Source organism: Asaia sp. VD9 (genome assembly GCF_037150015.1).
Taxonomy (GTDB): Bacteria; Pseudomonadota; Alphaproteobacteria; order Acetobacterales; family Acetobacteraceae; genus Asaia.
In genome coordinates this window covers 1-25,613 of the sequence record NZ_JBBCQM010000014.1, presented here as the reverse complement: position 1 = coordinate 25,613, position 25,613 = coordinate 1, and the positions used below count along the sequence as shown (strand labels likewise).

The 25,613-nt window shown below is 59.0% G+C and carries 22 protein-coding genes and 1 tRNA gene; 4 read left to right on the top strand and 19 right to left on the bottom strand.

Features of this window, described 5'->3' with window-relative positions; translation table 11 throughout:
• Positions 1-482: 482 nt before the first annotated feature.
• Both recA and WFJ47_RS14455 read right to left on the bottom strand, forming a co-directional pair.
• The gene (recA, locus tag WFJ47_RS14460; RefSeq protein ID WP_127101007.1) at positions 483-1,526 is read right to left on the bottom strand and encodes a recombinase RecA; all 1,044 of its coding nucleotides are present in this window, start codon (positions 1,524-1,526) and stop codon (positions 483-485) included.
• 182 nt (positions 1,527-1,708) lie between these two features.
• Positions 1,709-3,157, bottom strand: coding sequence for a gamma-glutamyltransferase (locus tag WFJ47_RS14455; protein ID WP_336763906.1), 1,449 nt, complete (start codon positions 3,155-3,157; stop codon positions 1,709-1,711).
• Positions 3,158-3,357: 200 nt separating this feature from the next.
• Here WFJ47_RS14455 and WFJ47_RS14450 point away from each other — a divergent pair, with 200 nt between their 5' ends.
• Entirely contained in the window at positions 3,358-4,128 is a 771-nt protein-coding gene (locus WFJ47_RS14450; protein ID WP_336763904.1) for a DsbA family protein, read from the top strand.
• Between the two features lie 124 nt (positions 4,129-4,252).
• Here WFJ47_RS14450 and WFJ47_RS14445 read toward each other — a convergent pair whose 3' ends face one another.
• Together WFJ47_RS14445 and WFJ47_RS14440 are read right to left on the bottom strand one after the other, a co-directional pair.
• Complete coding sequence (locus WFJ47_RS14445; protein WP_233581959.1) at positions 4,253-5,155, bottom strand: PPK2 family polyphosphate kinase; 903 nt, start codon at positions 5,153-5,155, stop codon at positions 4,253-4,255.
• Positions 5,148-5,900 carry an SDR family NAD(P)-dependent oxidoreductase gene (locus WFJ47_RS14440; RefSeq protein WP_127101003.1) on the bottom strand — a complete coding sequence of 251 codons (753 nt, stop codon included), beginning with the start codon at positions 5,898-5,900 and terminating at the stop codon, positions 5,148-5,150. Before WFJ47_RS14440 ends, WFJ47_RS14445 begins: the two co-directional genes overlap by 8 nt.
• Before the next feature lie 124 nt (positions 5,901-6,024).
• Between WFJ47_RS14440 and WFJ47_RS14435 the strand changes: the two genes are divergently transcribed.
• Positions 6,025-6,609, top strand: coding sequence for a YqgE/AlgH family protein (locus WFJ47_RS14435; RefSeq protein ID WP_127101001.1), 585 nt, complete (start codon positions 6,025-6,027; stop codon positions 6,607-6,609).
• Positions 6,610-6,615: 6 nt separating this feature from the next.
• Here WFJ47_RS14435 and WFJ47_RS14430 read toward each other — a convergent pair whose 3' ends face one another.
• The 3 genes from WFJ47_RS14430 to WFJ47_RS14420 are packed head-to-tail and all read right to left on the bottom strand — an operon-like array spanning position 6,616 to position 9,379.
• The gene (locus WFJ47_RS14430; RefSeq protein ID WP_336763902.1) at positions 6,616-7,620 is read right to left on the bottom strand and encodes an ABC transporter substrate-binding protein; all 1,005 of its coding nucleotides are present in this window, start codon (positions 7,618-7,620) and stop codon (positions 6,616-6,618) included.
• Between the two features lie 3 nt (positions 7,621-7,623).
• Positions 7,624-8,391 carry an ABC transporter ATP-binding protein gene (locus WFJ47_RS14425; protein WP_336763900.1) on the bottom strand — a complete coding sequence of 256 codons (768 nt, stop codon included), beginning with the start codon at positions 8,389-8,391 and terminating at the stop codon, positions 7,624-7,626.
• 1 nt (position 8,392) lies between these two features.
• The gene (locus WFJ47_RS14420; protein WP_336763898.1) at positions 8,393-9,379 is read right to left on the bottom strand and encodes an iron ABC transporter permease; all 987 of its coding nucleotides are present in this window, start codon (positions 9,377-9,379) and stop codon (positions 8,393-8,395) included.
• Positions 9,380-9,660: 281 nt separating this feature from the next.
• On the opposite strand from WFJ47_RS14420, the gene WFJ47_RS14415 reads away from it, so the two are divergent.
• Positions 9,661-10,380, top strand: a complete 720-nt coding sequence (locus WFJ47_RS14415) for a dihydrofolate reductase family protein (RefSeq protein WP_336763896.1) — start codon at positions 9,661-9,663, stop codon at positions 10,378-10,380.
• A 112-nt stretch (positions 10,381-10,492) separates the two neighbouring features.
• On the opposite strand, the gene WFJ47_RS14410 is transcribed toward WFJ47_RS14415, so the two are convergent.
• The 10 genes from WFJ47_RS14410 to WFJ47_RS14365 form a co-directional block, all read right to left on the bottom strand.
• Positions 10,493-10,569, bottom strand: a tRNA-Pro gene (locus WFJ47_RS14410).
• 55 nt (positions 10,570-10,624) lie between these two features.
• Positions 10,625-11,206 carry a TIGR00730 family Rossman fold protein gene (locus tag WFJ47_RS14405; RefSeq protein ID WP_127099794.1) on the bottom strand — a complete coding sequence of 194 codons (582 nt, stop codon included), beginning with the start codon at positions 11,204-11,206 and terminating at the stop codon, positions 10,625-10,627.
• Between the two features lie 67 nt (positions 11,207-11,273).
• A complete protein-coding gene (locus tag WFJ47_RS14400) occupies positions 11,274-12,473 on the bottom strand; it encodes an MFS transporter (RefSeq protein WP_336763893.1) in 1,200 nt (399 codons plus the stop codon).
• A 250-nt stretch (positions 12,474-12,723) separates the two neighbouring features.
• Entirely contained in the window at positions 12,724-13,824 is a 1,101-nt protein-coding gene (gene dinB, locus WFJ47_RS14395; RefSeq protein WP_336763891.1) for a DNA polymerase IV, read from the bottom strand.
• Between the two features lie 90 nt (positions 13,825-13,914).
• Complete coding sequence (locus WFJ47_RS14390) at positions 13,915-15,429, bottom strand: glycosyltransferase family 2 protein (RefSeq protein ID WP_336763889.1); 1,515 nt, start codon at positions 15,427-15,429, stop codon at positions 13,915-13,917.
• A 286-nt stretch (positions 15,430-15,715) separates the two neighbouring features.
• Positions 15,716-16,735 (bottom strand): ferrochelatase, encoded by a 1,020-nt coding sequence (gene hemH / locus WFJ47_RS14385; RefSeq protein ID WP_336763887.1) that lies wholly within the window; start codon positions 16,733-16,735, stop codon positions 15,716-15,718.
• A 42-nt stretch (positions 16,736-16,777) separates the two neighbouring features.
• Complete coding sequence (locus WFJ47_RS14380; protein ID WP_255424145.1) at positions 16,778-16,900, bottom strand: hypothetical protein; 123 nt, start codon at positions 16,898-16,900, stop codon at positions 16,778-16,780.
• A 127-nt stretch (positions 16,901-17,027) separates the two neighbouring features.
• On the bottom strand, positions 17,028-18,053 hold the full coding sequence (locus WFJ47_RS14375) for an aspartate-semialdehyde dehydrogenase (RefSeq protein ID WP_336763884.1): 1,026 nt from the start codon (positions 18,051-18,053) through the stop codon (positions 17,028-17,030).
• A 30-nt stretch (positions 18,054-18,083) separates the two neighbouring features.
• A complete protein-coding gene (locus tag WFJ47_RS14370; RefSeq protein WP_336763883.1) occupies positions 18,084-18,722 on the bottom strand; it encodes a 2OG-Fe(II) oxygenase in 639 nt (212 codons plus the stop codon).
• Positions 18,723-18,767: 45 nt separating this feature from the next.
• The gene (locus tag WFJ47_RS14365; protein WP_336763882.1) at positions 18,768-19,106 is read right to left on the bottom strand and encodes a hypothetical protein; all 339 of its coding nucleotides are present in this window, start codon (positions 19,104-19,106) and stop codon (positions 18,768-18,770) included.
• A 272-nt stretch (positions 19,107-19,378) separates the two neighbouring features.
• Here WFJ47_RS14365 and WFJ47_RS14360 point away from each other — a divergent pair, with 272 nt between their 5' ends.
• On the top strand, positions 19,379-22,252 hold the full coding sequence (locus WFJ47_RS14360) for a 2-oxoglutarate dehydrogenase E1 component (protein ID WP_336763880.1): 2,874 nt from the start codon (positions 19,379-19,381) through the stop codon (positions 22,250-22,252).
• A gap of 602 nt (positions 22,253-22,854) precedes the next feature.
• On the opposite strand, the gene WFJ47_RS14355 is transcribed toward WFJ47_RS14360, so the two are convergent.
• Together WFJ47_RS14355 and WFJ47_RS14350 are read right to left on the bottom strand one after the other, a co-directional pair.
• On the bottom strand, positions 22,855-25,065 hold the full coding sequence (locus WFJ47_RS14355) for a Hint domain-containing protein (protein WP_336763878.1): 2,211 nt from the start codon (positions 25,063-25,065) through the stop codon (positions 22,855-22,857).
• A 197-nt stretch (positions 25,066-25,262) separates the two neighbouring features.
• Complete coding sequence (locus WFJ47_RS14350; RefSeq protein WP_127099814.1) at positions 25,263-25,553, bottom strand: hypothetical protein; 291 nt, start codon at positions 25,551-25,553, stop codon at positions 25,263-25,265.
• Positions 25,554-25,613 lie beyond the last annotated feature (60 nt).

Genomic DNA, 25,613 nt, shown 5'->3' with positions numbered 1-25,613 from the left:
ATGGTATGCTGCCACTTAGTTCCGCAAGTGAAATAAAGGCGTTCTGACGCTTTTCTCTCTTGCTTGTGATGGATTCCAACCCATGGCGCCTGACGGGGTCTGCAGCCCTCTCGATCAGCCACGCAGAAGCGAGCCCATATTCCAGTCTTTCCGCACGGCTGTGCGCCATTGACGACTGTTATGTGCGTTTAAGACTTCTTGAGGGCTGCGGCTCTCCCGCTGCCTTGAACGGGACTGGAGAGGAGCGCACGACCGCCTTGGAAATTCTGGGGTAGCGCTCTTTCATAGAGCACAAGCGAGCAGAATCCGCCTGTGCCCGGCGCAGGATACCGCTCCGCTTCCCGCCGAGGGGTTTCCAAAGGACGACCGTCCTTTGATGGGGCGTGGGGCAACGCCCAATGTGGAAGCACCCCCATCACGTCAAAGCGCGCTCATTCCTGAGCCTTTTCATGCCAGGAAAAGGCCCTTGAGGCGCGGCAGGATCAGACCTCGCCGTCGTCATCCTGCTGTTCGTCGGGCGAGGTCATCAGAGCCTCGGCCACCACGCCAGCCTGCTCACGGATGCGTCGTTCGATATCAGCCGCCATCTCAGGGTGATCGCGCAGGAACTGCTTGGCGTTCTCGCGGCCCTGGCCAACGCGGGTGCTGTCATAGGAGAACCATGCGCCCGATTTCTCGACGATATTCGCTTTGACACCCAGATCGATCAGTTCGCCGACCTTGCTGATCCCCTCGCCATACATGATGTCGAACTCGACCTGACGGAAAGGCGGGGCCATCTTGTTCTTGACCACTTTCACGCGGGTCTGGTTGCCCACCACCTCGTCGCGGTCCTTGATCGAGCCGATACGACGGATATCGAGACGCACCGACGCATAGAACTTCAGGGCGTTACCGCCCGTCGTGGTTTCTGGATTCCCGAACATCACGCCGATCTTCATGCGGATCTGGTTCAGGAAGATAACCATGGTGTTCGAGCGCGAAACAGTGCCGGTCAGCTTGCGCAGGGCCTGGCTCATCAGACGGGCATGCAGGCCCACATGGCTGTCGCCCATATCGCCCTCAAGCTCGGCGCGCGGCACGAGGGCGGCGACGGAGTCGACCACAAGGACATCGACTGCGCCCGATCGTACCAGCGTATCGGCGATCTCGAGCGCCTGTTCACCGGCATCGGGCTGGCTGAGCAGCAGATTGTCCACATCGACGCCCAGCTTGCGGGCATAGCCAGGATCGAGCGCATGTTCGGCGTCGATGAAGGCGCAGGTCCCCCCCTTTTTCTGGGCTTCTGCGATGGCATGCAGGGCGAGCGTGGTCTTGCCCGAGCTTTCCGGACCATAGATCTCGATGATACGTCCGCGCGGCAGCCCCCCGATGCCAAGCCCGATATCGAGGCCCAGCGACCCCGTCGAGATCACATCGGCCTGCTCCTTGGGGCGCTGCCCCATACGCATGATCGAGCCCTTGCCGAAAGCACGTTCGATCTGGCTCAGCGCACCCTCGAGTGCTTTCGTCCTGTCCACGCTCATCTCTTGTCCTCCGCTCTCGTCAGTCTCGCCGAAACCTGCAGGATCGGCAATCAGCCACGAGGCGATTCGTGTTGATCGTTCACTTTTGTTCTGGGGAACATATCATGATCAAACCCCTTTTGCACAAGGGGGATAGAAGCGAAAATGCCCCCTTGAGGAGGGGGCATTTCCGGGGTTCATAGTCAGTTGTTGACGCTACCGACCGACAGGCCGCCCCCACGGGGATCCGTATCGCCCTGGCAGGTGCCGCCATGGCAGAGCGAGGCATTGACGCGGCCCTGGCCCTCATGCGGTACCGTCGTGCCGGATACTGCTGCATGGGCAGCCTGTGCCAGCGCATCGGCGGCATCGTTCTGGCCGGACGCGGCCAATGCCGCAACCAGGGAGCCCCGGCGCTGCAGGATCGCTGCCGAAAGTAGCGGCGCCGGGTAGCGCCCCGGTGCCGCGGCCAGCAGAACGCCCGTGCCATCGGCAATGCGTCCGGTGCCGAACAGATTATTGTCGGTCAGGGCACAGGCAACCGCGCCGCCCTTGTTATCGGTCACGACATAGGAGGTCGAAGCGGGCAGCGCGGGCAGAGCCCCGGAGCGGCTCGATCCCGCATTGACCAGCGTCTGGGCGGCGCTCAGCAGCGCGTCACCGCTCAGACCGTGTCGGTCTTCGCTGCGCCATGTGCCCACGACGCCCTGAGCCGAGGCCCCCGAATGGAAGGCCGCTGCCGCACCGATACCACCATCGGCGGGCGGCGGCAGAAACGACGCCGTGTAGCCATCCTGTTCGACCTGAAGGGCCGCAAGCTGCATCGGCATGGCCGTGCGCATCGACGCGGTGGTCAGGCCGGCCCCGGCGCGGTTAGCGCCATCGACAAAAATGCCGCCCAGCGCGCCGTTGTAGAGATCGCCCACACCCAGATTGGTCATGCGCTCGAGGAAGCTCGCCAGCTGCGGCTGCACCAGTGCGTCGCCATTCTGCAATGGCGACCCATCGGGACGGCTGAAGATCGTCCGCGCAGCTTCGTCGGCGGAAAGAGGTGTGTAAACGGCCGCGATATCCTGTGCGAGAACACGGCTGACCGTGGTGCCGCTGCGGGCCAGACGCACGGACGGCCCAAGCAGATCGGCGAATTCGACCGAGCCATAGCGCAGTTGCATCGTAAACAACCCACGCGGCGTCATCGGGATCGCCGCCTGTCGCGTGGCGGATGCCGCCGCCGGCGGCGCAGCGGGCAGGAAGACGAACGCCTGCGGCGCCTCGCTGCCGCGGCTGACGAGACACGCACCGCCACCGCCAAGCGAGGCGCGCGACGGCAGTGTCACGGAAAGCGCCATACCCACAGCGGCCGCGGCATCGGCGGCATTGCCGCCATGAACCAGCACGTCACGCCCAACCAGGGCGGCGCGCGGCTCATCGGCCACCACCGTGCCGATATAGCCGGTCACGATGGGCGTGGTCTTGCCGAACAGGCTGTGCCCGATATGCGAGACGTCACTGCACCCGGCGAGCAGCACGGCTGCCGACATGGCGCAGGCTGTGCGCAGGCCGACCGTGCGTGTACGACGCCCTGCCATCGGCTGGGGAGCGGTCGTCCGGGAGGCGGTCGTCCGACGATGCGCCACGTGCTGTGTCTCCATGACCCGGCAAGCCTTCTCTCTTCTGTTCCAGTCAGGATGTCTCCGGGGTCGAAGCAGCAACCGACAGGAAATTGGGTTCGTTAACGCATCTAACCGTGATCCGGACGATGGGCAACCTGCCAGCATCGTGATGGTTTTGCGAAATCGCCCGCCCTGTCCTATTCAGGACCTCCTTGTCTTACGCCTTGCAGGATCGCCCCATGACCCGCCCGACCCGCACCAAGCTCGCCGGCGCCCTTCTGGCCCTCGGTCTGAGCGCCTCGACCAGCATCCCCGCCCTGGCCGAACCCGCGAGCAGTTTCTCGCCCCAGCAACGTGCCGAGATCGTCTCGATCCTGCGCGACGCCCTCAAGAACGATCCGAGCATCCTGAGCGACGCCATCGTCGCCCTGCGCCAGGGCGCTCAGCAGAAAGCTGCCGATGACGCGCTGACCCACGTGAAATCGGATCGCGAGCGCCTGCAGAAGGGGCCCGACTACACAATTCGTGGCAACCCCGAGGGCGATCTGACGATCGTGGAATTCCTCGACCCGCGTTGCGGCTATTGCCGCAGCATGGTGCCCGTGGTCGACGCCTTGCTGAAATCAGACACCAAGCTGCGGCTTGTCGAGAAGCTCGTCCCCGTCCTGAGCGAGAAGAGCGTGCTCGATACCCAGGCCATCTTCGCCGCGGCCCTGCAAGGCGGCTATGAAAAGATGAAGCACGCACTGATGCAGGATACGACGCCTCCTACCCTGGACCGTATTCGCCAGCTTGCAACCGCCAATGGCCTGAATGCCGACAAGCTCGTGACCGATATGCACGCTTCGAGCGTTGCCGCGCAGATCAACGAAAATCTCGCGGAAGCTCGTTTGATCGGCCTGGACGGCACGCCCACCTTCGTATTCGGCACCAGCGCAATTATCCCGGGCGCCATCTCCGCCGAAGAAATGCGCAGCCAGATCAAGACCGCGCGCAGCGCCGCGCGCTAAAGCCGGGACCCGACTTCAGCCCCGATCCCAGCGGGGATCGAGAGCCGTGAACCCCTCGTCGTCGGGCGGCCACCCATGAGAAACCGCCCTCCCGGAGGGGAAGCGGGGCAAAGCCCCGTTTTCCTCACTTGGGAATTGTGCATTCCTTGATCTTCGCCTCGAGCCGTTCAAGATTCTTCAAAATCTCCGGCGACGGCGGCGGTGGTTCCGGACTCAGGCTTTCGAGCTTCTCGATCAGCGCTTCCATCACGACCAGGCGCGAGAACCATTTCTTGTTCGAAGGCACGACGAGCCAGGGTGCGTGTTCGCAGGCCGTCGCCCGGATCGCCTCTTCATAGGCTGTTTGATAGGCAGGCCAGAAGCGGCGTTCCGCCAGATCGCTCTCATCGAATTTCCAGCGTTTGTCAGGCCGATGCAGACGCCGGAGCAGACGCTCCTGCTGGCATTCAGGCGACATATGGAGCATTACCTTGAGGATATGGATGCCCTGGCGGCTCAGATAGGCCTCGAAATCCCGGATATCCTGGAGACGATGATTCCAGAATTCGGGCTTGCCAGGATCACCCTTCATACCATTCGTATTGAGCGTATCGGCATGGACGCGCGCCACGAGAACATCCTCATAATGGCTGCGATTGAATACCCCGACCTGACCGCGCCCCGGCATGGCCATGTGCACACGCCAGAGGAAATCATGCGAAAGTTCGATGTCACTCGGCTTCTTGAACGAGACGACCTTCGTGCCTTGCGGGTTCATGCCTGTCATGACGTTCAGGATCAGGCTGTCCTTACCGGCCCCGTCCATGCCTTGAAGCACCACCAGAAGAGAATGCCTGTGCTCCGCAGCCAGACGCTCCTGCAGCGCGCCCAGATGCGCGCGCCGCTTGGTCAGCCAGGCCTCTACATGGTCCTTTCCGAGCCCGCCATGGTCGTCAGGCTTGACGGATTTGAGCTCGAAGTCGCGTCCGTCCTTGATGAGGTAACGCCCGGGGAGTTTACGGGCCACGCCGAGAGTGAGTTCAGTCACTTTTTCTATCCACTGCAAGACCACCAGCTGCCTGACACACAGGCATCATTTCGATGGCGTTGATATTCACGTGGGGGGGCAGGCTGAGGAGCCATGAAACCGTTCCCGCAATATCCTCGGGCGTCAGCGGATCAGTGCCTTTGTACACATCCGCAGCCTTCTGGTTGTCGCGAAGCCGGACATTGCTGAACTCGCTGCCACCGCACAGACCGGGTTCGATCGTGCTCGCACGGATACGCGTGCCCAGAAGATCCGTGCGCAGATTGCGCATGAACTGGGCGACAAACGCCTTGGTCGCACCGTACACATTACCCCCGACATAGGGATAGGTGCCGGCAATACTGCCAAGGGTAATGATATAGCCGTGGTTGCGTTCGATCATTTGTGGAAGAAACGCGCGGGTAACCTCGACAACACCCGTCACATTCGTGTCAATCATCGTTTTCCAGTCTTCCAGCTTGGAATCCTGGGCTTTACCAACCCCGAGGGCGAGCCCGGCATTGTTGATCAGCACCTCGACCTTGCGCCAGTCCGCTGGCAGGGTCTCCGGCAGTGCAGCCACCTTTCCTGCGTCGGTCACATCCAGCACCTGGGGCAGAAACGCGTCGCCCAGTTCACGACGCAGGGCGTCCAGACGATCGGCGCGACGGCCCGTGCCGATCACACGATGCCCTTCTTTCACCAGACGTACAGCAATGGCCCGACCGAAACCGGCCGTTGCACCTGTCACGAGAATAACTGCCATCGTCTTTTTCCTCTCTGCCTCAGGGTCATGCGGATGTCGCTCCCGTTCTGACGGGTCACGTCCGTGATGGTTGCCGAATTGCCCGGACTTGCAAAACCCCATCCAATGGCCGACATTTTCTCCCATGGCTTCTGATTTCACAACGTCCACCGATGCGCTGACGGGGCGCCTCCTCATTTCGAGCCCCGTTCTCGGCGATTCAGACTTTGCCAGAAGCGTGATCTATCTCTGCGCCCATTCCGAGAAGGATGGCGCCATGGGGCTGATCATCAACAAGCGCGTGCCGCACCCGACGCTTGAAACCCTGTTCGACCAGCTCGAAATCACCCCCTCACCGCCCAAGCGTCGCATCAATCTCTGCGCCGGTGGGCCGGTAGAGCCGACGCGTGGCTTCGTGCTGCACTCGGCAGACTGGCAGCGCGACGATAGCCTGGTGGTGAATAACGAGAATTGCCTGACCGCGAGCCTGGACATCCTGCACGAGATCGCCAAAGGCGAAGGCCCTCGACAGGCACTGCTCGCGCTGGGTCACGCCTCGTGGGAGCCGGGGCAGCTGGAAGACGAGATCATCCGTCAGAATGCCTGGCTGAGTGCCCCGGCGTCGGATGATCTGATCTACGGGATCAATCACCTGTCCAAATGGCGCAAGGCGCTCGCCACGATCAATATCGACCCGCTTTCATTGTCCAATCTTGTCGGGCATGCCTGAGGCGCCTCAATGGCATTTTTCGGCCTCAGGCGGACGCGCATCCAGAATACGCGCCGCTTCGTTCTCATCGATCGGGTGGCGGTAGAATTTCTCGTAGAAGCTCTGGATCTGAGTGATCATCGCGCCCCGGTCGATATGACCGTCGCGGATGATCCGACGCGCCCAGATCAGTTGCAGCATGAGTTCAGGGCTGTAGCGATCCCAGTTGAATACCCCTGAAGGATTGCGAAAGACACGATGACCCTGTACCGCCGACAGACGGGACCAGAGGGGGTCTCCGCTCAATACGTCCGTCGATCCGGCATCGGCCCCCAGGATAATTATCTCAGGGTTCCAGCTCAGGATCTGCTCCATGGAAACAGGGCGCTTGTTGCCATGCACATTCTGGGCCGCATTGACGCCGCCGGCATCGCGTATCCATTCATCCACGATACTGCGATCGCCATCGACCGTCAGGGGGTCGAGCGACGCGATATGCAGGATACGGTGCCGTGAAGCTGCGGGCGCGCGCGCCCCTCGAGCCAGAACTTTTTCGAAATCGGCGCGATAGGATGCGGCCTGTTCTCTCGCCAGTTTCGTGCCGAGCCGCGACGCGGTGTCATCGATCGTTCTCAGCATCCCCCCGAAATCGGTAAACCCCACAGGGGCAACATCCAGTCCCACAGCCTCGAGTGAGGGGGCCACCCCGGAATCGCGCGTGACGAAAACCAGATCGGGATGAAGTGCCAGAACCGCCTCGGCATTGAGCGCCATGCTGTCGAATATCCGCGCCTGTCTCAGGGACGGCGCCACGCAAATCATCCAGGGGAAACGGGCGGGTGTGACGACACTGCCAACGATCCTGTCGACCGCGCCCAGCATGATGAGCGTGGCATTATGGGCGTACCAGCCATCGACGATGCGTACGGGTGCAGCCTTCGTGGGAGCGGACTGCGCCGGGATGATCCCGCAAGCCCCAGACGCCAGGACAGCACAGAGCAGGGCAGAACGCCCTTTGGAAAAAAGGGTCATGATTTAGCTCTCCCCCGCAAAGAAACGCGCCTCCCCGATATCATGATGGGTGAGCGAGACATCATAGAACGTGCTGAGACGCCTCTCCTCCAGAATGGTGTCGGGTGTGCCCTGTGCGAGAACCCTGCCCTGCTCGAGCAGCACCACATGCGTGGCATGGCGATAGACCAGATCGGGCTGGTGCGCTGTCATCAGGATCAGCCGCCCTGCCTTCCCCAGAGCCCCGAGCAGGACCATGAGCCGGATCTGATGACCGAAATCCAGCCCAGAAAGCGGCTCATCCAGCACAAGGATCGGTGTTTCCTGCACGAGGGCGCGCGCCAGGAGCACGCGCTGATATTCCCCGCCCGAAAGGGATGTGCAGGGTCGGTCGCGCAGCGCATCCAGCCCGAGCTGCATCAGGATGCGCGTCACAATGCACTGGTCTTCAGGCCGACTTTCCCGCATGAGCCCCGTATAAGGCAGACGCCCCATCGCCACGATCTGTCCGACGCTGTAAGGCGGCGGGGTTTCGCGGTTCTGCGGGACATAAGCCAGGATGCGTGCGAGATCACGCCGCCCGAAATCATGTACTGCACGCCCGTCAAGCGTGATCCCTCCGTCACTCGCCCGCAGGAGCCCGAGAATCAGGCGCAGCAGCGTGGTCTTCCCCGCCCCGTTTGCGCCCATCAGGCAAACCAATTGGCCCTCTGCGAAAGAGAGCGACAGATCCCGCAGGATGACCCTTCCCTGACGGGTGAAACTCAGTTTTTCGAGCCTCAGATGGGGCATCCTATAGACGCCCCTCGCGGCGGAGCTGCCTGAGCACCAGAATGAAGCCCAGTGCCCCGAAAAGCTCGGTCATCATACCGAGCGGTATCTCGGAGGCGGAAAGGCTCCGCGAGGCCGTATCGGCGAGAAGCAGGCAGGATGCCCCGAGCAGAGCCGCAAGAGGCAACAGAATGCGATGAGAGGGACCCACCATGATCCGTGCCATATGAGGGATAATCAACCCGACCCAGCCGATGATTCCCGCCATGGAAACCGTCAGGGCTCCGAGGGACGTCGCGAGCACCAGGACGACCATACGCAATACGCCCACCGGCAGACCGAGGCTCCGCGCCTCATCATCGCTCAGGGAAAGCGTGTCGAGCACCCGTGCCCCCATCCAAAGAAGTGCCATGCCAAGGCAGAGCATGGGCGCGACCACCGCCAGTTCTGCCCAGCTCGTACGGGCCAGACTGCCCAGCAACCAGTAGATGATGGCGGGTAACTGATCATAGGGATCGGCCACGTATTTGAGCAGGGAAAGCAGCGCGGTGAACAGCGCACTGCTGATCAGGCCGCCCAGCAGGAGAGGTAGCACCCCCGCCTGTCCGACCAGACGGGCAATGGCAAAACCGCAGGCCACGGCACAGCATCCGCCGCAGAAACTTGCCAGCCCGATGAATGGGCCGGTGGCATGAAGCAGGATGGCTCCAGCGGCCCCGAAAGCCGCCCCGCTGAGAACGCCCAGCAGATCGGGCGACACCAGCGGATTGCGAAACACGGCCTGAAACGCGCCACCCGATACGGAGAGTGCCGCCCCGATCACGATAGCGCCGATAATACGCGGCATCCTTGCCTGGGTCAGAACCAGATGCGTCGAGGCATTTCCCTGCCCGAGGCAGAATTGGAACAGGGCAGAAAACGAGACGGGATAACGGCCAATCATCAGGCTGGCGCAGCACAGAATGCCGAGCCCTATAAGCGCCGCGAGCAGATAGACCCGATGACTCACGCGCTCCTGTCCTTCCGCCCCTCAGACCTCGTTCCAGCGATAAAGGGCCTTGGCCGTCTTGGCGAGAGCCAAAGCAGCGGACGGTCTGAATGCCGGACAGGGAACAGCATCGCCGCGCTGAAAAGGAAGTTTCATGAAACGCAGGCATAACGCCTTATCGAAGGCGCCCACTAATCGCGCGCTCACCACCGGTCTAGGTTCTGGACGGCAGGCGTGAAGCGGGGAGAAGCTTTTTTCCACGCTCATGCCGCAGGAACACGTGTCGAAGAAAGAGGTCTGGCATGAACCGCCCCCATATTCTCTGCCATATGATGAGCAGCATCGATGGACGGATCGACACTGACCGATGGTCGCTTCCGGCTGACGGTCAGGCGCGCGACACGCTGGTCAACCAGTATTTCGCCTTGGAAGAAAGCTTCGACGCAGATGGATGGATCATCGGCCGAACCACAGCCTCGGCCCATTTTCTGAAAACGGACGATCCGATGCCCCAGGGGGCGCGCCTGCTGCCCCGAATGTCCCATATCGCCGCGGCATTCGAGAAAAAACTGGCGATCCTGATCGATCCTTACGGCAAGCTTCGTCATGAGCGCGCCGATCTGGATGGAGATCCCGTCGTGGCCATTCTGGGCGAGAGCGTGGCCGATGCCTATCTGGAGCATCTGCGTGGGGTGGGGGTGTCCTATTGCTTTGCCGGGGAGGACGGTCACGACCTGCCTGCCGCGATGCGCGCCCTTCATCGCGATTTCGGGCGTCGGCGGCTTCTGCTCGAAGGCGGTGGGCGGATCAATGGGGCATTTCTGGAAGCAGGACTGGTCGATGCGATCAGCCTGCTGATCTATCCCGGTCTGGATGGACAGGCTGGCATTGCCAGTGTCTTCGATTACAGCGGCACCGCCACGACACAGCCGGCTCAAGGCGTGAGCCTGCGCCTCGATCACGTGGAAACCCGAAACGCTGGGGTCATCTGGCTACGTTACTGCGTAAACAGTCCGCCCTGAACGACAACAGGATCGCCCTACGGAAGATATTTTTCATGCAGAAAGGCGCCGCCAGTAATCGCATGCTATTGCCGATTGCGGCGCTGAAAAGACCTGATCTTGAAGGAAGATCTGGTCGGAGTGAGAGGATTCGAACCTCCGGCCCCTGCGTCCCGAACACAGTGCTCTACCAGGCTGAGCTACACTCCGAACCGATGGATGGGGCTATACTGCCTGAAGCGCCCCTCCGCAAGGGGGTGCCCCCTCAAAGTCGATGAGTTTGCGCTTTTTCCTCGCGCTTTTTCTCTCGACCGAGCACCGCCAACGCCTCGGACACGCTCTCCACCACCTCATAAAGCCCGCGCGCCGAAGGATCGGCCAGTCCCTGCTCGATCGCCGCTTCCAGAGCAGCCACGATATGCACGGCCCAATTGGCGATATTCACGATCACGATGGGTTTATCGTGCAGGGAGAGCTGACGCCAGGTCATGATCTCCATGAGCTCATCGAAAGTACCCAGCCCGCCCGGCAGGACCAGAAAGGCGTCGGCCTTCGCAAACATCAGGCGCTTACGCTCATGCATCGACTCTGTGACAATCAGATCCGTCACCTTGTCGTTCATGACCTCGCGATCATGCAGAAAAGTCGGGATGATACCGGTCACGTTTCCACCCGCCCTGAGTGCGGCGTCAGCGACCACGCCCATGAGCCCTACTGCACCACCGCCATAAACCAGATGAATATTTCTCTCGGCCAGCCCGGCCCCCATCTCGCGAGCGGCCTCACCAAAGGCGGGCACAGAGCCGTGGCGCGAACCGCAGAACACGGCGGCGGCAGCGATCGTCATGTCGATTACTTCCTTTTGAACCATATTGGGCCAGTCAGGGGAGTGGCCCCTTCTTCGCTTGGGGATGTCAGGCTCTAGCCGCGCGTTGCAACCTCAGAACCTGCACGATCCCCAGGAATGTAACGCAAGCCGTGAAGATGAACAGAGCCTCATATCCTGCCGAATGAATGACAAGGCCCAGAAGCGGTCCCGAAATCCCGATGGCGAGATCCAGAAAGACCGAGAACGCACCAAGCGCTGCGCCGCGGTTCTGCGCTCCCGCGCGATCCACCGCCAGCACCCCCAGAGCAGGAAAAACAAGGGAGAATCCGGCACCCGTGACTGCTGCACCCAGAGTTGCGGCCTCGGCAGAAGGCATGAAGGCCAGGATCAGCAGGCCAAGCGTTTCGACCCCAAGAGAGATCAGCGCGACATTCGTGCCGCCAATGCGCCCGATCTGACGCGCAAATACGAAACGCACGATCACGAACACCATCCCGAAAACGGCCAAAGCCTGCGCGGCGTCAGGCCAGTGCTCCGCCGCGAAATAGAGGGCAAGGCAGGATGAGATAGCACCGAAGCCGACCGAGCCCGCAGCCAAAGCGCAGCCATGCGGCAGGACGAGCCTGAATACCTTAGAGAAAGGCATGGCAGGCGCATCATGCTTGATGGGGGCAACGGCTGGGTAGGCACGGGCCAGCGCCGTGCCAATCGCTGGCAGGATAGTAGAGACAACACCCAGCGTCACGAGCCCGCCCCAGCCGCCGCCGAGATGGGAGAGCTGCTCGCCGATCGTGGCGCCCAGGGCAATACCGCCATAAGAGGTGATGCCATTCCAGGAAATGACCTGCGCCGTATTTGCAGCGCCTACCCGTCGGATATTCCAGACGATAGCAGCGGTCGAGGCCCAACTTTCAGCCCAACCCAGGGCCAGACGGCTAACAAAGAGACAGAGCAAGGACAACGGGATAAGGCGTGCGCTCAAGCCAGATGCCAGAACTAGAGCACCGGACCCGATTCCGAGAGCCAGGCCGAGAACTGCTACGGGCTTGGGTCCCTGGGTGTCGATACGCCGACCCGCTGAAGCACGCGAAGCGAATGTCGCGAAATACTGAAGGGAGACGGCAAACCCTGCGATCACCGTGTTGCAGTGCAGGACGTCATGGACGAAAATCGGGATGACCGCCATGGGCAGACCGATGACGACATAGATGATCAGATTGAGGGAAACGACCGGCATGATGCGTCCGGTCGTGGAACGCAGTGCCCGAGCCTGCCCCGCTTCCATCACGATTTCCTTGAAGCTTTATCCGTGGAATATGGCTCAGCTTTGCCAGCCCCTGCGCGCCCTGTCACCTTGCGTGTTTGTAATCAAGCGCATTGGGCATGGTTTACCCCGCACCGAGGGCGCAGATCACGACCGAAACAAGAGCGCCGAGCCAAAGCGAAGAGGTCGAAAACACTGAGAGCATGACGGCTGTTCCTTTGGCCGGAGGGGGATGCCCTCACCCAACGTTCAGACCAGTGCTAAAGCTCCGTCAGGATTCACCAAAAAGTGTGAGCTGCGCCATTTTTTCGCCTTCATCCTCTGTAGCCAGGCTCGTCAGCGCCACACCCATGAGCCTGATCGGGCGCTCGAGCGGAAAAAAACCCTCGAGCAGGCTCATAGCCTGCGCACGGATCGCGCCCTCACTCTCGAACGGCGACAAATTGGAACGCGTGCGCGTGGTCATCTGGAAGTCAGCGTATTTCAGTTTGAGGACCAATGTCCGCCCCATCAGCCCATGGGCCTGGCATTGTACCCAGAGCTTAGCACATAGCTGGTCGAGAATGCACCGCGCAGGGTCTAAAGCGCTGACGTCACTTTCGAAAGTGGTTTCCGTGCCGATGGATTTGCGTATCCGGTCCGCGACTACGGGTCGGTCATCGACACCGCGCGCAATCGAGGCATAGAACGCCGCTGCCTTGCCAAAATGACGCGAGAGAGTCTCGACAGGAATCTCGCGCAGATCGGCCCCTGTGAAGATGCCCAGCCTGTTCATCCGCGCCCGCGTGGCCGGTCCAATTCCGTGAAACTGTTCGACACGCAGGGAGGCCGCGAAATCAGGCCCGATGGCGGGAGTGATCACGAATTGCCCGTTAGGCTTACGATGGTCTGAGGCGAGCTTGGCGAGAAAGCGATTATAGGAAATACCGGCCGAAGCAGTCAGGCCGGTTTCCTGTGCGATGGCGGCCCGGATCTGACGGGCGATATCCGTGGCTGAACCATGATCTTCATAACAATGGGTGACGTCGAGATAAGCTTCATCCAGGGAGAGCGGCTGTATCAGCGATGTGTATCGCGCAAAGATTTCGTGGATCTGGCGCGATACAGCACGGTAGACATCAAAGCGTGGCGGAACGAAGACGAGTTCAGGGCAGTGTCTCAGGGCCGTACGCGAGGGCATGGCGGAACGAACCCCGAAGCGACGCGCCTCATAACTCGCAGCGGCGACAACCCCGCGCCCCTCACCACGACCGACCGCGACGGGACGCCCAAGGAGATGCGGTGCGTCACGCTGCTCTACCGATGCGTAGAAAGCATCCATATCGATATGGATGATGCGACGCACAGTTCCTGTCTCGGCTGTCTCGACCATGGACCCTGTATGCCATCAGGGGCAGGAACAAAACAAGATCATCCGATACGCAATGGGGAGCGTTACGCTGTGGAATGCTCCCCTGGATGCTCAGGCGAGCACGTTCCAGAGCAGGCCCGGCACATAACGCGAAACCTCAGCCCGCACCGCTGGCGAAACGGAATAGAGGACCCGCAGAAATTCATCATTGCTGGGCGCGGCAGGCGCGTTGCGTATCCAGCCAATAACGTCGCTTGCGGTTGTCTCCAGGTCAGGCTTGAAAGGAAGAGGCGACGCGAATGTGCGCGGCGGGGCAACATCGATCGGTTCGAGGGTAAGTTGCTCCCATTCACCTGCCTGATGCCTGTTGGCCTCGGTTACGCCCTGTCCATCGTGCGGCGGAAGAAGGGCGAGATAGAGGTTCTGAACTGGGCTTAACAGCGCGACATGGTCTGTTCCTTGCGGGACGATCCGAAACGCAATCGTTTTCATCGCTCTCGGATCGAGCGGAAACTTGATGAACGTATCGACCTGACTGGGCACATAGAAAGTGATGAGATGTGGCGTCGCAGGATCAATACTCCCCACAACGGGTGCCAGACCCTCGCGCTGAGCATGAGCTTCCTCAGCGTGAACAACCTGGCCCGCACGCGGCGAATAATAGAAATATGTTCCGAAGAAACTGCGCAACCGATAAACTACGGCGTGAATCTCGCCAGCATCTTCCTGGTTTTGCAACGTCTGACTTGAAAGTACCCCAGAAGCCAAAAATCCCGCACGGAGATGCTGGACGGCGCTCCGGACCATTTCCTCATAAATCGGCGCAATATATCGCTCGACGCGCGGCATCAATGCAAGCGGCTCATGGTCGACGACATCGTTGCGATTGAAATGATCCCAATACCCCGACGAGTCGGAGAGATCGACATTCAGCCGGCGTTTGATGCGCTGGATATAATGCTCCATGCTTCGGCAGATGTAGTGCATGACAAACGCGTGCGACCACTCGATTTCCTGAACCGAGTTGGCGCTCTCGACGTATTTTCCACTCGGTCGTACATAGCGCTCGACCGCGACGTCGAACCAGTGCGGCGTTCCATAATTCGGGCCTAGCTTTTCCGGTCGCACGAAGCTCTTGACAAGAACATTATCACCGAGCTCTTCGGTAGAGTGCTGAGTGAAGACCTCGACAGTTGGCAATTTGGGTCTGACGACCCTGTTCGAGCTTCCATGGATGCGCCAGGAAAAGGCGATGGCGTCTGCATGTTTGAACCCACGCAGGAACTCTGGAAGACTATCGAAGTGTCGGCAATAGACATATTCATCGCCATCCAGGAAGCCAAGCCAGTCATATTTGCCCCGGCTCTCCTCCGCCGCCTCCATGAATGAATCACGCTGCCGCCAATAGAAGTCCGGCTGCGTCACCGGATCCGTTCGCTTGAGAGTGATATCATAGCACCGAGCTGCAGATTGCAGGATCTCCCATGTGCCATCGGAGGAATAATCCTCAAAGATAAAAAACTTCTTCACACCAAGCGCCGCATGCCAGGCAATCCAGCCCGCGATATCCGAGAATTCGTCCTTCACGAATAGCGCAAGGGCGACACTGGGAAGATTCTCGGCCATAAAGCAAACTCGCTCGTAAGAATGAAGATAGCGAGCTTATTGCACAATATGCGGTTCCGATCTACAGCGATGACGCTATTCGGATATTTCACACAACGGACTTGTTATGAAACATCAAGTCATTGCGTGACTATATTTTCTGTGTCGCAGTCAAGAACATAAATCCGGTCGCACTTGTTTCATGGCATCTACTGGCACACAACCCACCTGGGCAGGCTGGTTTCGTCTTGAGGAGAGGCATTATCGCTTTACCTCCCCTCGCCCGCGCAAAAAGCCATTTGCGCGATTACTTTTGGGGCAGGCCTTCTCGTAGGAGCGCCTCGAGCAGATCGATAGCGCCATCACTGTCATTGAGGCACGGGATCAGTGTGAGCTCTTCTCCACCAGCCTCGATAAATTCCTCGCGAAGCTCATTACCGATCTCATCCAGTGTCTCGATGCAGTCACTGATGAAACCCGGCATGATCACTGCAATGCGGGTTATGCCCTGCGTGGGCAGAGCCGCCACATAGGGGGCGGTGTAAGGTTGTACCCATTCCATAGGGCCGAAGCGCGACTGATAGGTGATGGGCATCTGCTCTTCACTAAGGTCGAGCGCCTTGCGCAGGGCGCGCAGGGTGCGCTCACAATCCTCGGGGTAATAATCCCCCTTTTCGACGCAAAGCTTGGGCAGACCATGAAAAGATGCCACGAGCCTCTGAGGCTTGCGAGGCAGCGTCGCAAGATGATTACGCACAGATTTCTCAAGCGCGGCAATATAGAGTGGATGATCGGGGAAAGCTGGCAGAGTCTGCACGGCTGGTTGACGTCGCAACGTCATGAGCGTGCGAAAAAGCTGATCGTTCGCCGTTGCCGTCGTCGTGGCGCTGTATTGCGGATAAAGCGGCAGGAAGATCAGACGATCACAGCCCTGATCCATCAATTCCTCCACCGCCTCGGCAATGGACGGCTTTCCGTAGCGCATACCCCAGCTCACCGGAAGATCCGCGCCGAAACGCTCGGCAAGCTTCTCAGCCTGATTGCGCGTATAGACACGCAGAGGACTGGCATCTTCGGCGCGATCCCAGATCCGGGCATAGGCCTCGCCGCTCTTCGAAGGGCGCGTTGTCAGGATCACGCCCTGCAAGATCGGCTGCCAGATCGCCGGGGGCGCCTCGATGACGCGACGATCTGACAGGAATTCGCCCAGATAGCGGCGGACCGAAAAGTAATCCGTCCCGTCGGGCGTACCAAGATTGGCAATCAGGATGCCGGTCTTGCCACCGGCGGGTACCGGATTTGCGGGGAGCTTGTTATTGAACGCCATGTCTCTCGATCAGAACGGGGAAGAGGAGAGACTTAGAACCGTTCAGCGGGAGTTCGGTTTCCGTTTGACCCGTACCGGCACCATGCGAGGCGCGGGGGCAAGACGCAGAGCACCCAGAGCCAGAAGCGCCAAAAACCCGGCGGCAAGCGTGTCGATAACAGGCATTGTCATCTCCGTTCAGGCCCTTGCGAGAGAATCCCGCATCCACCCTTGAACAGAGTTTGGCACTGCTTGTTGCACACGCAATGCCAAACTTGCTTTGATGACAGAGATGTAATCTATCTGGATCTGATCAACCCTTCGACTTGATCAGATCGAGCGCAATCAGCGCCTCTGCGATCTGGACCGCGTTCAGTGCCGCCCCCTTGCGCAGATTGTCCGAGACGCACCATAGCGCGAGACCGTTTTCGACCGTGTCATCGATACGCAGACGCGAAACATAGGTCGCATCCTCGCCCACGCATTCAATCGGGGTCACATAACCGCCATCATCCCGTTCGTCTCGAAGGATCACGCCATCGGCCTCACGCAGGGCTTCACGGGCACGGGCCAGATCGACCGGCTCCTCGCATTCGATATTGATGGCTTCTGAATGGCCGATAAAAACCGGGACGCGCACGCAGGTCGCGGCAACCTTGATATCGGGGTCGAGAATCTTGCGTGTCTCGACCGCCATCTTCCACTCTTCCTTGGTGGAGCCATCCTGCATAAAGCTGTCGATATGCGGGATGACGTTGAAGGCAATCTGCTTGGTGAATTGGGCGATCGTCGGCGGGTCGCCCACAAAGCTGCCTTTGCACTGGGCGAACAGCTCATCCATGCCATCCTTGCCCGCGCCCGAAACTGCCTGATAGGTCGAGACCACGATACGCTTGATCGTGAACAGGTCATGCAGCGGCTTGAGTGCCACAACCATCTGAGCCGTCGAGCAATTCGGGTTGGCGATGATGTTGCGCTTGATCTTCTTCAGCGCATTGGCATTCACCTCAGGCACCACCAGCGGCACATCCGGATCCATGCGGAAATGCGATGTATTATCGATCACGATGCACCCTGAAGCGGCCGCACGCGGGGCGTGCACAGCCGATATAGAGGCACCGGGGGAGAAAAGGGCGATATCCCAGCCGGTAAAATCGAAGGTCTCGAGATTCTGGATTTTCAGGACTTTCTTGTCACCAAAGGACACGTCCTGCCCCGTCGAACGGGCCGAGGCGAGCGCCGCCACCTCTGAAACAGGAAAATCTCTCTCGGCAAGAATGCGCAGGAGTTCACGACCAACTGCACCAGTCGCACCTACGACCGCAACGCGGTAACCCATTATCTCTTCACCCCAGTCAGACTCAGATTGTCATCGCGCGAAGGAGAGGCGCTTGAACAGCGCCGAGAGGCGATGACGGCGCAGTTCATAGCGCGCCTTGTTATTCGTGGCCATGTAATTCAGCTGTATAGTATAACGCGGCCCGACATATTGACGGTGCCCGTGCCAGGTTTTCGGTCCGTTGGGGAAAATAAGCAGCGTGCCGTGGGCGGGCTTCACCTCGACATTGTAATCCTCGATGTCATCAGGGCCATTCAGCAGGCGCAAACACCCCTCCTGAGCCGACCAGGCCGCGCTTTCCGGGTTGAGGTAAAGCAGGATCGTAACAAGCTTGGCCTCGGAGTCACGATGAATACGCCCGTCCTTCTCCCGGGTGCGCCCGCGCAAGGTGAGCATCGACGGCGCTTTCTCGACATCGAGGCCGAATTTCTCAGCCACGATTTTCTTCAGCTTCGGCCCCTGCAACTCCTTAGTCAGCGCCTTGACCGTTGGGTGCAGGCTCAGCCCCTCCGGCGGAAAGGACCCGCCCGAACGCATGGCCGGCATCAGATTGATAAGGGTCTGGAGGTCCTCTTCGCGCACGAAGTTCGGAACGACCACATGTCTGAACGGGGCCTCGCTGATCGGGGTCCGTTCAAGGGCTTCATATTGAAGAGCGATCTGTGACATGGAAGGCGAGCCTATTCCTGCTCACCCAAGCGCACAAGATGCTTATCAGCCCTTCATGCGGTGATGGGGGTGACGCACAGCGCTGTTGCGCACAAACTGGGTGTATCCCGCGCCAATGCGGTCCGTGTCGCTGAAGCACGCGCGCAGGGAAACTGGCTTGCCCGTGTTGTCGCCTGCAGCCGGGGCAGCATCTGTTGCGGTACCTGGCTCGTACGCCGTGCGCACCAAATGAGGTGCCGTTGAGCACCGCAGCGGCGCGCGGTTATCAAAATCCAGATGGCGCCCCTGCTGTTCGACCGGACGCTCGGGCGTCGCGTGGGCGCAGGGCATGACCTGGACCAGTAGCGAAATCGTGACCACCGCGAGTGCGGGCATGCAACGCATGACAGACCCCTCCAAACTGCAATATCGGAACGCCCCATATTAGGTTAGACCACTGAGCGCTCTGGTGCGGAGTCTATAGACGGGATCGCGGAATGAAAGTTTCGACTCTTTCTCGCCCCGTCTTCAGAACGTGCGATTGTGAACTGAAATCGTTCGGAAAAGTTTTATGCTTGTTGCTGATCGGCAAGAGTTTCATGGTTGTTGCCGCCATGAGAGTGCCATTTTAAGTCGATATCCAAATCCGGACGAGACAGCCGGGGAGGGCTGCAAGCATGGGTGAGATCGGTTCGTTACCAACAGCGTTGAACGGGGCCAATACCGTCTATCTGGCTGACTTACATGCCAAATGGGCCGCAGATCCCCGCAGCGTGGACCCCTCCTTCGCCGATCTGTTCAAGGCGCTCGACGCTGAACAGGCTGCGGCCCTTTGCGGCGCAGACCGGGCGGCCTGGGGCGAGCAGGCCTCGCTCCTCGAGGCACGCGGAAAGAGCGCCCCTGCCTCACGGCCCGGAACCGAGTTCTCCGCCACCGATCTGCTTTCGAGCGTGGATGACAGCGTCCGCGCCATTCAGCTCGTTCGCGCCTATCGCGTGCGCGGTCATCTGGAGTCACGGCTCGACCCGTTGGGTCTGCAGGTTCCCAAATCCTATACCGAACTCGACCCCGCCACTTATGGCTTCGGCCCCCAGGACCGCGACCGCCCAATCTATCTCGGCCAGATGGTCAGTTCGCTCCTGCCGGAACGTGCGAGCGCCACGATCAATGAACTCCTCGCGGCCCTGCGCCAGACCTATTGCGGGCCGATTGGTGTGGAATACATGCACATCCAGGACGCCGCCCAGCGCCTGTGGCTGCAGCATCGCCTGGAGGGCGATGACTGGCGTCACATGTTCTCCGCCACCGAAAAGAAGACCATTCTGAACCAGCTCACCGAGGCTGAAGGGTTCGAGAGCTTCTGCCAGAAGCGCTTTACCGGAACCAAGCGCTTCGGTCTTGAAGGCAGCGAAGTCACCATCCCTGCCCTGCACGCCATCATCGAGCAATCGGTTCAGCATGGCACGCGCAGCGTCTCGGTCGGCATGGCCCATCGCGGCCGTCTGAACGTGATGGCGAATGTGGTACAAAAGCCTTTCGCCGCTATCTTCTCAGAATTCGCTGGTGCCTCGTTCAAGCCAACCGATGTGCAGGGTTCGGGCGACGTAAAGTACCATCTGGGGACCGCCGCCACGCTGCATGTCTCCAATGAGAAGGTGCGCGTCACCCTTCTGCCCAACCCGTCTCATCTCGAGGCCGTCGATCCGGTCGTGGTGGGGCGTGTGCGCGCCATTCAGGACTCCGAGGGCTGCGTCGGACTGGAAAACCGCTACCGCCATCTCGGCCTGTTGATTCATGGCGATGCCGCCTTTGCAGGACAGGGCATCGTCTACGAAACCATGGCGATGTCGCAGTTGATCGGCTACCGCACTGGCGGGACCATCCATGTGGTCACCAACAACCAGATCGGTTTCACCACGATCTCGGCCCATGCGCATTCTGGCTTTTACTGCACCGATATCGCCAAGGCGGTCCATGCGCCGATCCTGCATGTGAATGGTGACGAGCCCGAAGCCGCCGCCTATTGTGCGCGGCTTGCGGCCGATTATCGTCGCGAATTCGCGGCTGATGTGGTGATCGATCTCGTCTGCTATCGACGCCATGGCCATAACGAGGCCGACGAACCTGCTTTCACCCAGCCCACCATGTACAAGGCCATCGCCGCGCGTCCGACAACGCGTGCGCTCTATGCCAAGAAGCTGGCCCGCGAAAAGATCATCGATGCCGAGACGGCCGATGACCAGTTCCAGTACTTCCAGGACCATCTCCAGGAACAGTTCGAAGCTGCGAAATCCTACGAGCCGAGCCGCGAAGACTGGCTCGAATGCAATCAGGATCCGTCGCGCCTGTCCGATGAGCCCCTGCGTGAGCAGCCCGTCACCGGGATCAGCATCTCCGGCTTGCAGCGCGTTGGCGCCGCCCTGACGCGCATCCCCGAGGACTTCGCGATGCATCCCCGCCTGCGTCGTGTGATTCAGGCACGCGGTCAGGCGATCGAGACCGGCAGCGGCATCGACTGGGCGCTGGGCGAAGCGCTGGCTTTTGGTTCCTTGCTGCTGCAGCATCACCCCGTGCGCTTGTCGGGTGAAGATTGCCAGCGCGGCACGTTCAGCCAGCGCCATGCTGTGCTCGTCGATCAGCTCAACCAGAGCGACTATGTTCCGCTGAACAATATCGCCGATGGTCAGGCCAAGATCGAAGTCTATAATTCTCTGCTCTCCGAGTTCGGTGTTCTCGGCTTCGAATATGGCTACACCCTTGCGGCGCCGAACGCGCTCGTTCTGTGGGAAGCCCAGTTCGGCGATTTCGCGAATGGTGCTCAGGTCATCATCGATCAGTTCATCGCATCCGGCGAAACCAAATGGCTACGCACCTCCGGTCTCGTGATGCTCCTGCCCCATGGGTACGAGGGTCAAGGCCCCGAGCATTCCTCCGCGCGCCTGGAACGCTACCTTCAGCTTTGCGCCGAAAATAACCTGCGTGTGTGCAACATCACCACGCCGGCCAATTATTTCCACGCCTTGCGTCGTCAGATCGCGCGTGAATGCCGCAAACCCCTGATCATCATGACGCCGAAATCCCTCCTGCGTCACAAGGAGGCGGTCTCCGAGCTGGCTGATTTCGGGCCGGAAACGCGCTTTCGTACCGTTCTGCCTGAAACCGACGCCTTGCTGCCGGATCAGGACATCACCCGCGTGGTTCTCTGCTCTGGCAAGGTCTATTACGATCTGCGCGCTGCGCGTCGTGACTCCAATCGTCAGGATGTCGCAATCATTCGCCTTGAGCAGCTCTATCCCTTCCCGCGCGACGTGCTGTCACAGCAGCTTGCCCGCTATCCGAATGCGCAGATCGTGTGGTGTCAGGAAGAGTCGCAGAATGGCGGCGCCTGGGCGTTTGTCGATAGACGCATCGAGAACTCGGCGGAGCGCGTCAGTCACGCCCATCCCCGTCCGATTTTCGTCGGGCGCAAGGCTTCTGCGTCCCCCGCAACGGGTCTGGCCAGCGAGCACCTCGCCGAACAGGCAGCCCTCGTTCAGGACGCTCTGGGCTGATTTCAAACGGGTGGAGCATCCAGCAGGCTCCACCCCCACCAACATACCGCCCCTTTTTGACGACCCGTTCGGAAGAGCCGGATGGAAGGGACGTGCCCTTTTCCGAAAAAGCGGCGTGGCGCCCCACAGGGGCGTCGCATAACGCGATCCCTCCTCGTGATACTGTGGAGAATGATTGCGCGGACTTGTGCCCTTTGTCTGAAGCAAAGCCTTAGAGGGGCTCTCCGCGCCCCCAAGTCGAAAGCGCAGAAACACACTGTTTGGTTGGCCATAAAAATGGCAACGGATGCCGCCCCCTGCCCCTGGTCAGGTCTCACCTGAATCATGCCTGCAAGTAACTGCCAATCATAACCTGGCAAGTCGACCGCCAAGGGTCGGCTCAGTCGATAGGAGCCCGCTGATCAAAGCCCACTACGCGTCCATCACGCCAATTCGATCCTTCCGGGTTCCCCTAAGATTGCGGCTGTAATGCGATCTCGTGGTGCCCCATCAGGCCTTTGTTGTAATCGCTGGCGAAGACTATACGCTCCTAGAGCAAGGTAACGGATCAGATCGGTTCGTGAAGATAACCTCGGTACTTGTCCAGGATCCCGCTCGGATGATTAAGCAGGAACCTGCAAAACCGGAAGCTCTTCGCTCGAACGGAAATGATCAGTGTGATATGGCTCAACATATGGCCCGGCACTGATTATTTCGATCGCGAGAATTGCGACACCGCTTGCGTCATACGGCTGGAGGGAAAGCTGTGCGTTCCCAGAGGTCCAACGCCGGTCCTCAGCGTCGACAGCGCACCAGCCCATCAAGGTGTCATCCGACAAATGCGCCGTAATCTCAGATTTGGAACTTCTATCATATATTGTCACATCACCGACCAGCACGCCGAGTTTGCGGCGATCATCGACAAACGGGCCGACAACGTCGCAAGGTCGACTGGCATTAGAAACAATACGAACATTTTCGACACGTGGCGGAATTCTGAATATCGCTCGGGATCCGACCATGCGGGCAGGACGTATGACCTCGCCGCCATCCGTTTCAAGGCGCAAATCTGCATCCTGATTCAGGGTAAGTAATGGCGCCTGAGGCGCGAACCCAACGCTCTTCGCACGAGCAAGTATCGATCGATATATTGGCTCAACGAACTCCCTTGCGACACAGAGGGGCGCTGCGGCCTCATCCCAGTTCACTACTTGCGGTGCGCGAGCCGGAACAACTCTGCCGACACGACGAAACACGGCGTGATTACCTGTATTAAGGAAGGATTCAGAAAGCACATCATTGGCTATGAGCACAGAGTGCTTTTCGGTTTCGATATGATAGACCGGGAAGCGATGGAACGACCGATCGTAAAAAATCGATCGGCCATTGACGAGCATACGAGCCGGAATGAACGCCCTGTCAAGAAGCACACAATGTTCCGCCGTTACGAGTAGGTCCTCAGAGGGAGAGCCAATATCGAACGCGTCTTTCCGAATGCGTATTGGAGCCCCCGACTCATCGTCAACCACCTTGGGAAGGACAGTGACAGTCCGCGAGCCTACCCATACAACACGCATGGCTGCTTGTTCACCTGTAGTGACATCATGCACCAAAACACTGTCACCTGACTCAATTGTCTCGACCGCAACCTCGCCATCGGGTGTTCGAATCATCGTGCCTGCCAAATAGCACGGCGTATCGCCACTATATGTGATAACACCCAAAATGGAGTCAGAAAAAGTACCTCCGTAATTTTTTCCAACGTCATAAGTATACTTTCTGAATGCGGTAGATAACGTTAGTATACCAGACGACCTGTCATAGTATAGATCTCCCGTCACACCTGTATATAACTGATCACCAGCACTGAATCCACGAATTTTCCCGGAGAACATACCTGCGGTATTGAAAGAAGAAATATCTAGCCTGTTGTCTCCGCCGCTAAAGTAGAAAGTTTGCCCCGAAGCCGCAGTATTCGCAGCGCTCAGAGCCAGGCTCGAGCCATCAGAAAGGTTGAAACTCCCCACGCCGGTGACGTCTCCATCCCCAATACGCAAACTCGTAGCTGTCAGGTTAACGACTCCGTTATTCGCCAGTCCCTTACCGTCAATGACAACAGTAGCACCAAAATCAGATCCGGAAGCAAAGCTGAGAGTGCCACTATTATAGACGCCCTTATTCCCGCCATGCAGATAGACCGTAGACGCGACAGGATAGTTCAGACTGAGTACACCGCGATTGATGATTCCACCCTGAAAGTTGAAATTGATTGTGGCGCCGGTAGTACCATCAGAGTCGTCGATCGTGAATTTTCCCGTGTTATTGAGTATGGCGTTACCTCCTGCGCCCCAATTCGAAGTCATACCTGTACCACTGGTGTCCACGATTTTTATTGTGCCCGCGTTCGATAAGCTGTGCACATATGGCGCACTGATGGTCGATGCCCCGGCCGCCTCTAGATCGATCGTACTACCTGAGTCATTTGTAATGACTCCGTATTGGAGATAGATACTCGCGCCTCCGGTCGCATTTGTCTGATCAAATACTAGATTTCCATTTGTTTGCTGTAATATACTCAGAAAATTCGTTCCGGCATTGAATATGTTTCCTGGGCCGGGATTCTGAGAGCGAAAAGAGATCGTTCCGCTATTGGCAAGGTCACCGTACAAATTGACAGTGGAGGAGCCACCGACGGGCTCGAACAATAATTGCCCTGAGGTGGTCACGCGTAAAGTCGCATTGTTTCCATTATTAAACATGTTATAGCTATCGCCATACGTCTCTGTATCTGAGACTATACCGCCATTAGTATACTTGTTGGCCAAAGCACTCATCCTTCATTCATGATTACGAATAAGAGAAGCAAATAACTCGTGCACCCGCACACATATCTGTATTCGTCACAGCGCCACAGAAAGACCATTTAAAGATTTATGACTTATTTTTACTTTTCACAGATACCCAAACATAAGCATAAGTACTCAAGATATAGATCTATTAATTATTTTTTACTTGTGCGTTTGATGTGATATTAATTCATCGTCTCTCGAGAGGGAGCCCGCTCGTCGAGCATCGCCAGGGCGGACATCAGGGAGGTTGCCAGCACTTTCGCTGCATCCCGCGTAAGGCGTAGATGCACCGTCGCAGATATTGCGATCCCCTCGCCAACGGGCCGCTCAGCTGCCAGAGTGGTCGTAACGACATCACCGATCGTGCCGTACACAGGGACCTTGTCCGCGAATATCATTGGCGCGTTATCAATATTTGTCATTGAGGTTCGTTTAGTATCTTTATTGCGGTTTATCTTGGTCATATTGTTCATTTTAACCTTTTCCGATCATTGTATACTGCGAACACACTTGGGGTTTCGGGGCCCTTCGAC

Excerpts from the sequence above, each read along its gene's own strand:
- WFJ47_RS14435 (WP_127101001.1), top strand. The coding sequence starts at position 6,025 with ATGGCTTCTGATTTCACAACGTCCACCGATGCGCTGACGGGGCGCCTC.
- hemH (WP_336763887.1), bottom strand. The coding sequence starts at position 16,735 with ATGGCGTTCAATAACAAGCTCCCCGCAAATCCGGTACCCGCCGGTGGC.
- WFJ47_RS14355 (WP_336763878.1), bottom strand. The coding sequence starts at position 25,065 with ATGAGTGCTTTGGCCAACAAGTATACTAATGGCGGTATAGTCTCAGAT.
- WFJ47_RS14430 (WP_336763902.1), bottom strand. The coding sequence starts at position 7,620 with ATGACCCTTTTTTCCAAAGGGCGTTCTGCCCTGCTCTGTGCTGTCCTG.
- WFJ47_RS14390 (WP_336763889.1), bottom strand. The coding sequence starts at position 15,429 with ATGGCCGAGAATCTTCCCAGTGTCGCCCTTGCGCTATTCGTGAAGGAC.
- WFJ47_RS14450 (WP_336763904.1), top strand. The coding sequence starts at position 3,358 with ATGACCCGCCCGACCCGCACCAAGCTCGCCGGCGCCCTTCTGGCCCTC.
- WFJ47_RS14365 (WP_336763882.1), bottom strand. The coding sequence starts at position 19,106 with ATGCGTTGCATGCCCGCACTCGCGGTGGTCACGATTTCGCTACTGGTC.
- WFJ47_RS14380 (WP_255424145.1), bottom strand. The coding sequence starts at position 16,900 with ATGCCTGTTATCGACACGCTTGCCGCCGGGTTTTTGGCGCTTCTGGCT.
- WFJ47_RS14350 (WP_127099814.1), bottom strand. The coding sequence starts at position 25,553 with ATGAACAATATGACCAAGATAAACCGCAATAAAGATACTAAACGAACC.
- WFJ47_RS14425 (WP_336763900.1), bottom strand. The coding sequence starts at position 8,391 with ATGCCCCATCTGAGGCTCGAAAAACTGAGTTTCACCCGTCAGGGAAGG.
- WFJ47_RS14375 (WP_336763884.1), bottom strand. The coding sequence starts at position 18,053 with ATGGGTTACCGCGTTGCGGTCGTAGGTGCGACTGGTGCAGTTGGTCGT.
- dinB (WP_336763891.1), bottom strand. The coding sequence starts at position 13,824 with ATGGTCGAGACAGCCGAGACAGGAACTGTGCGTCGCATCATCCATATC.
- WFJ47_RS14400 (WP_336763893.1), bottom strand. The coding sequence starts at position 12,473 with ATGGAAGCGGGGCAGGCTCGGGCACTGCGTTCCACGACCGGACGCATC.
- WFJ47_RS14370 (WP_336763883.1), bottom strand. The coding sequence starts at position 18,722 with ATGTCACAGATCGCTCTTCAATATGAAGCCCTTGAACGGACCCCGATC.
- WFJ47_RS14405 (WP_127099794.1), bottom strand. The coding sequence starts at position 11,206 with ATGACGATCGCTGCCGCCGCCGTGTTCTGCGGTTCGCGCCACGGCTCT.
- recA (WP_127101007.1), bottom strand. The coding sequence starts at position 1,526 with ATGAGCGTGGACAGGACGAAAGCACTCGAGGGTGCGCTGAGCCAGATC.
- WFJ47_RS14455 (WP_336763906.1), bottom strand. The coding sequence starts at position 3,157 with ATGGAGACACAGCACGTGGCGCATCGTCGGACGACCGCCTCCCGGACG.
- WFJ47_RS14415 (WP_336763896.1), top strand. The coding sequence starts at position 9,661 with ATGAACCGCCCCCATATTCTCTGCCATATGATGAGCAGCATCGATGGA.
- WFJ47_RS14440 (WP_127101003.1), bottom strand. The coding sequence starts at position 5,900 with ATGGCAGTTATTCTCGTGACAGGTGCAACGGCCGGTTTCGGTCGGGCC.
- WFJ47_RS14360 (WP_336763880.1), top strand. The coding sequence starts at position 19,379 with ATGGGTGAGATCGGTTCGTTACCAACAGCGTTGAACGGGGCCAATACC.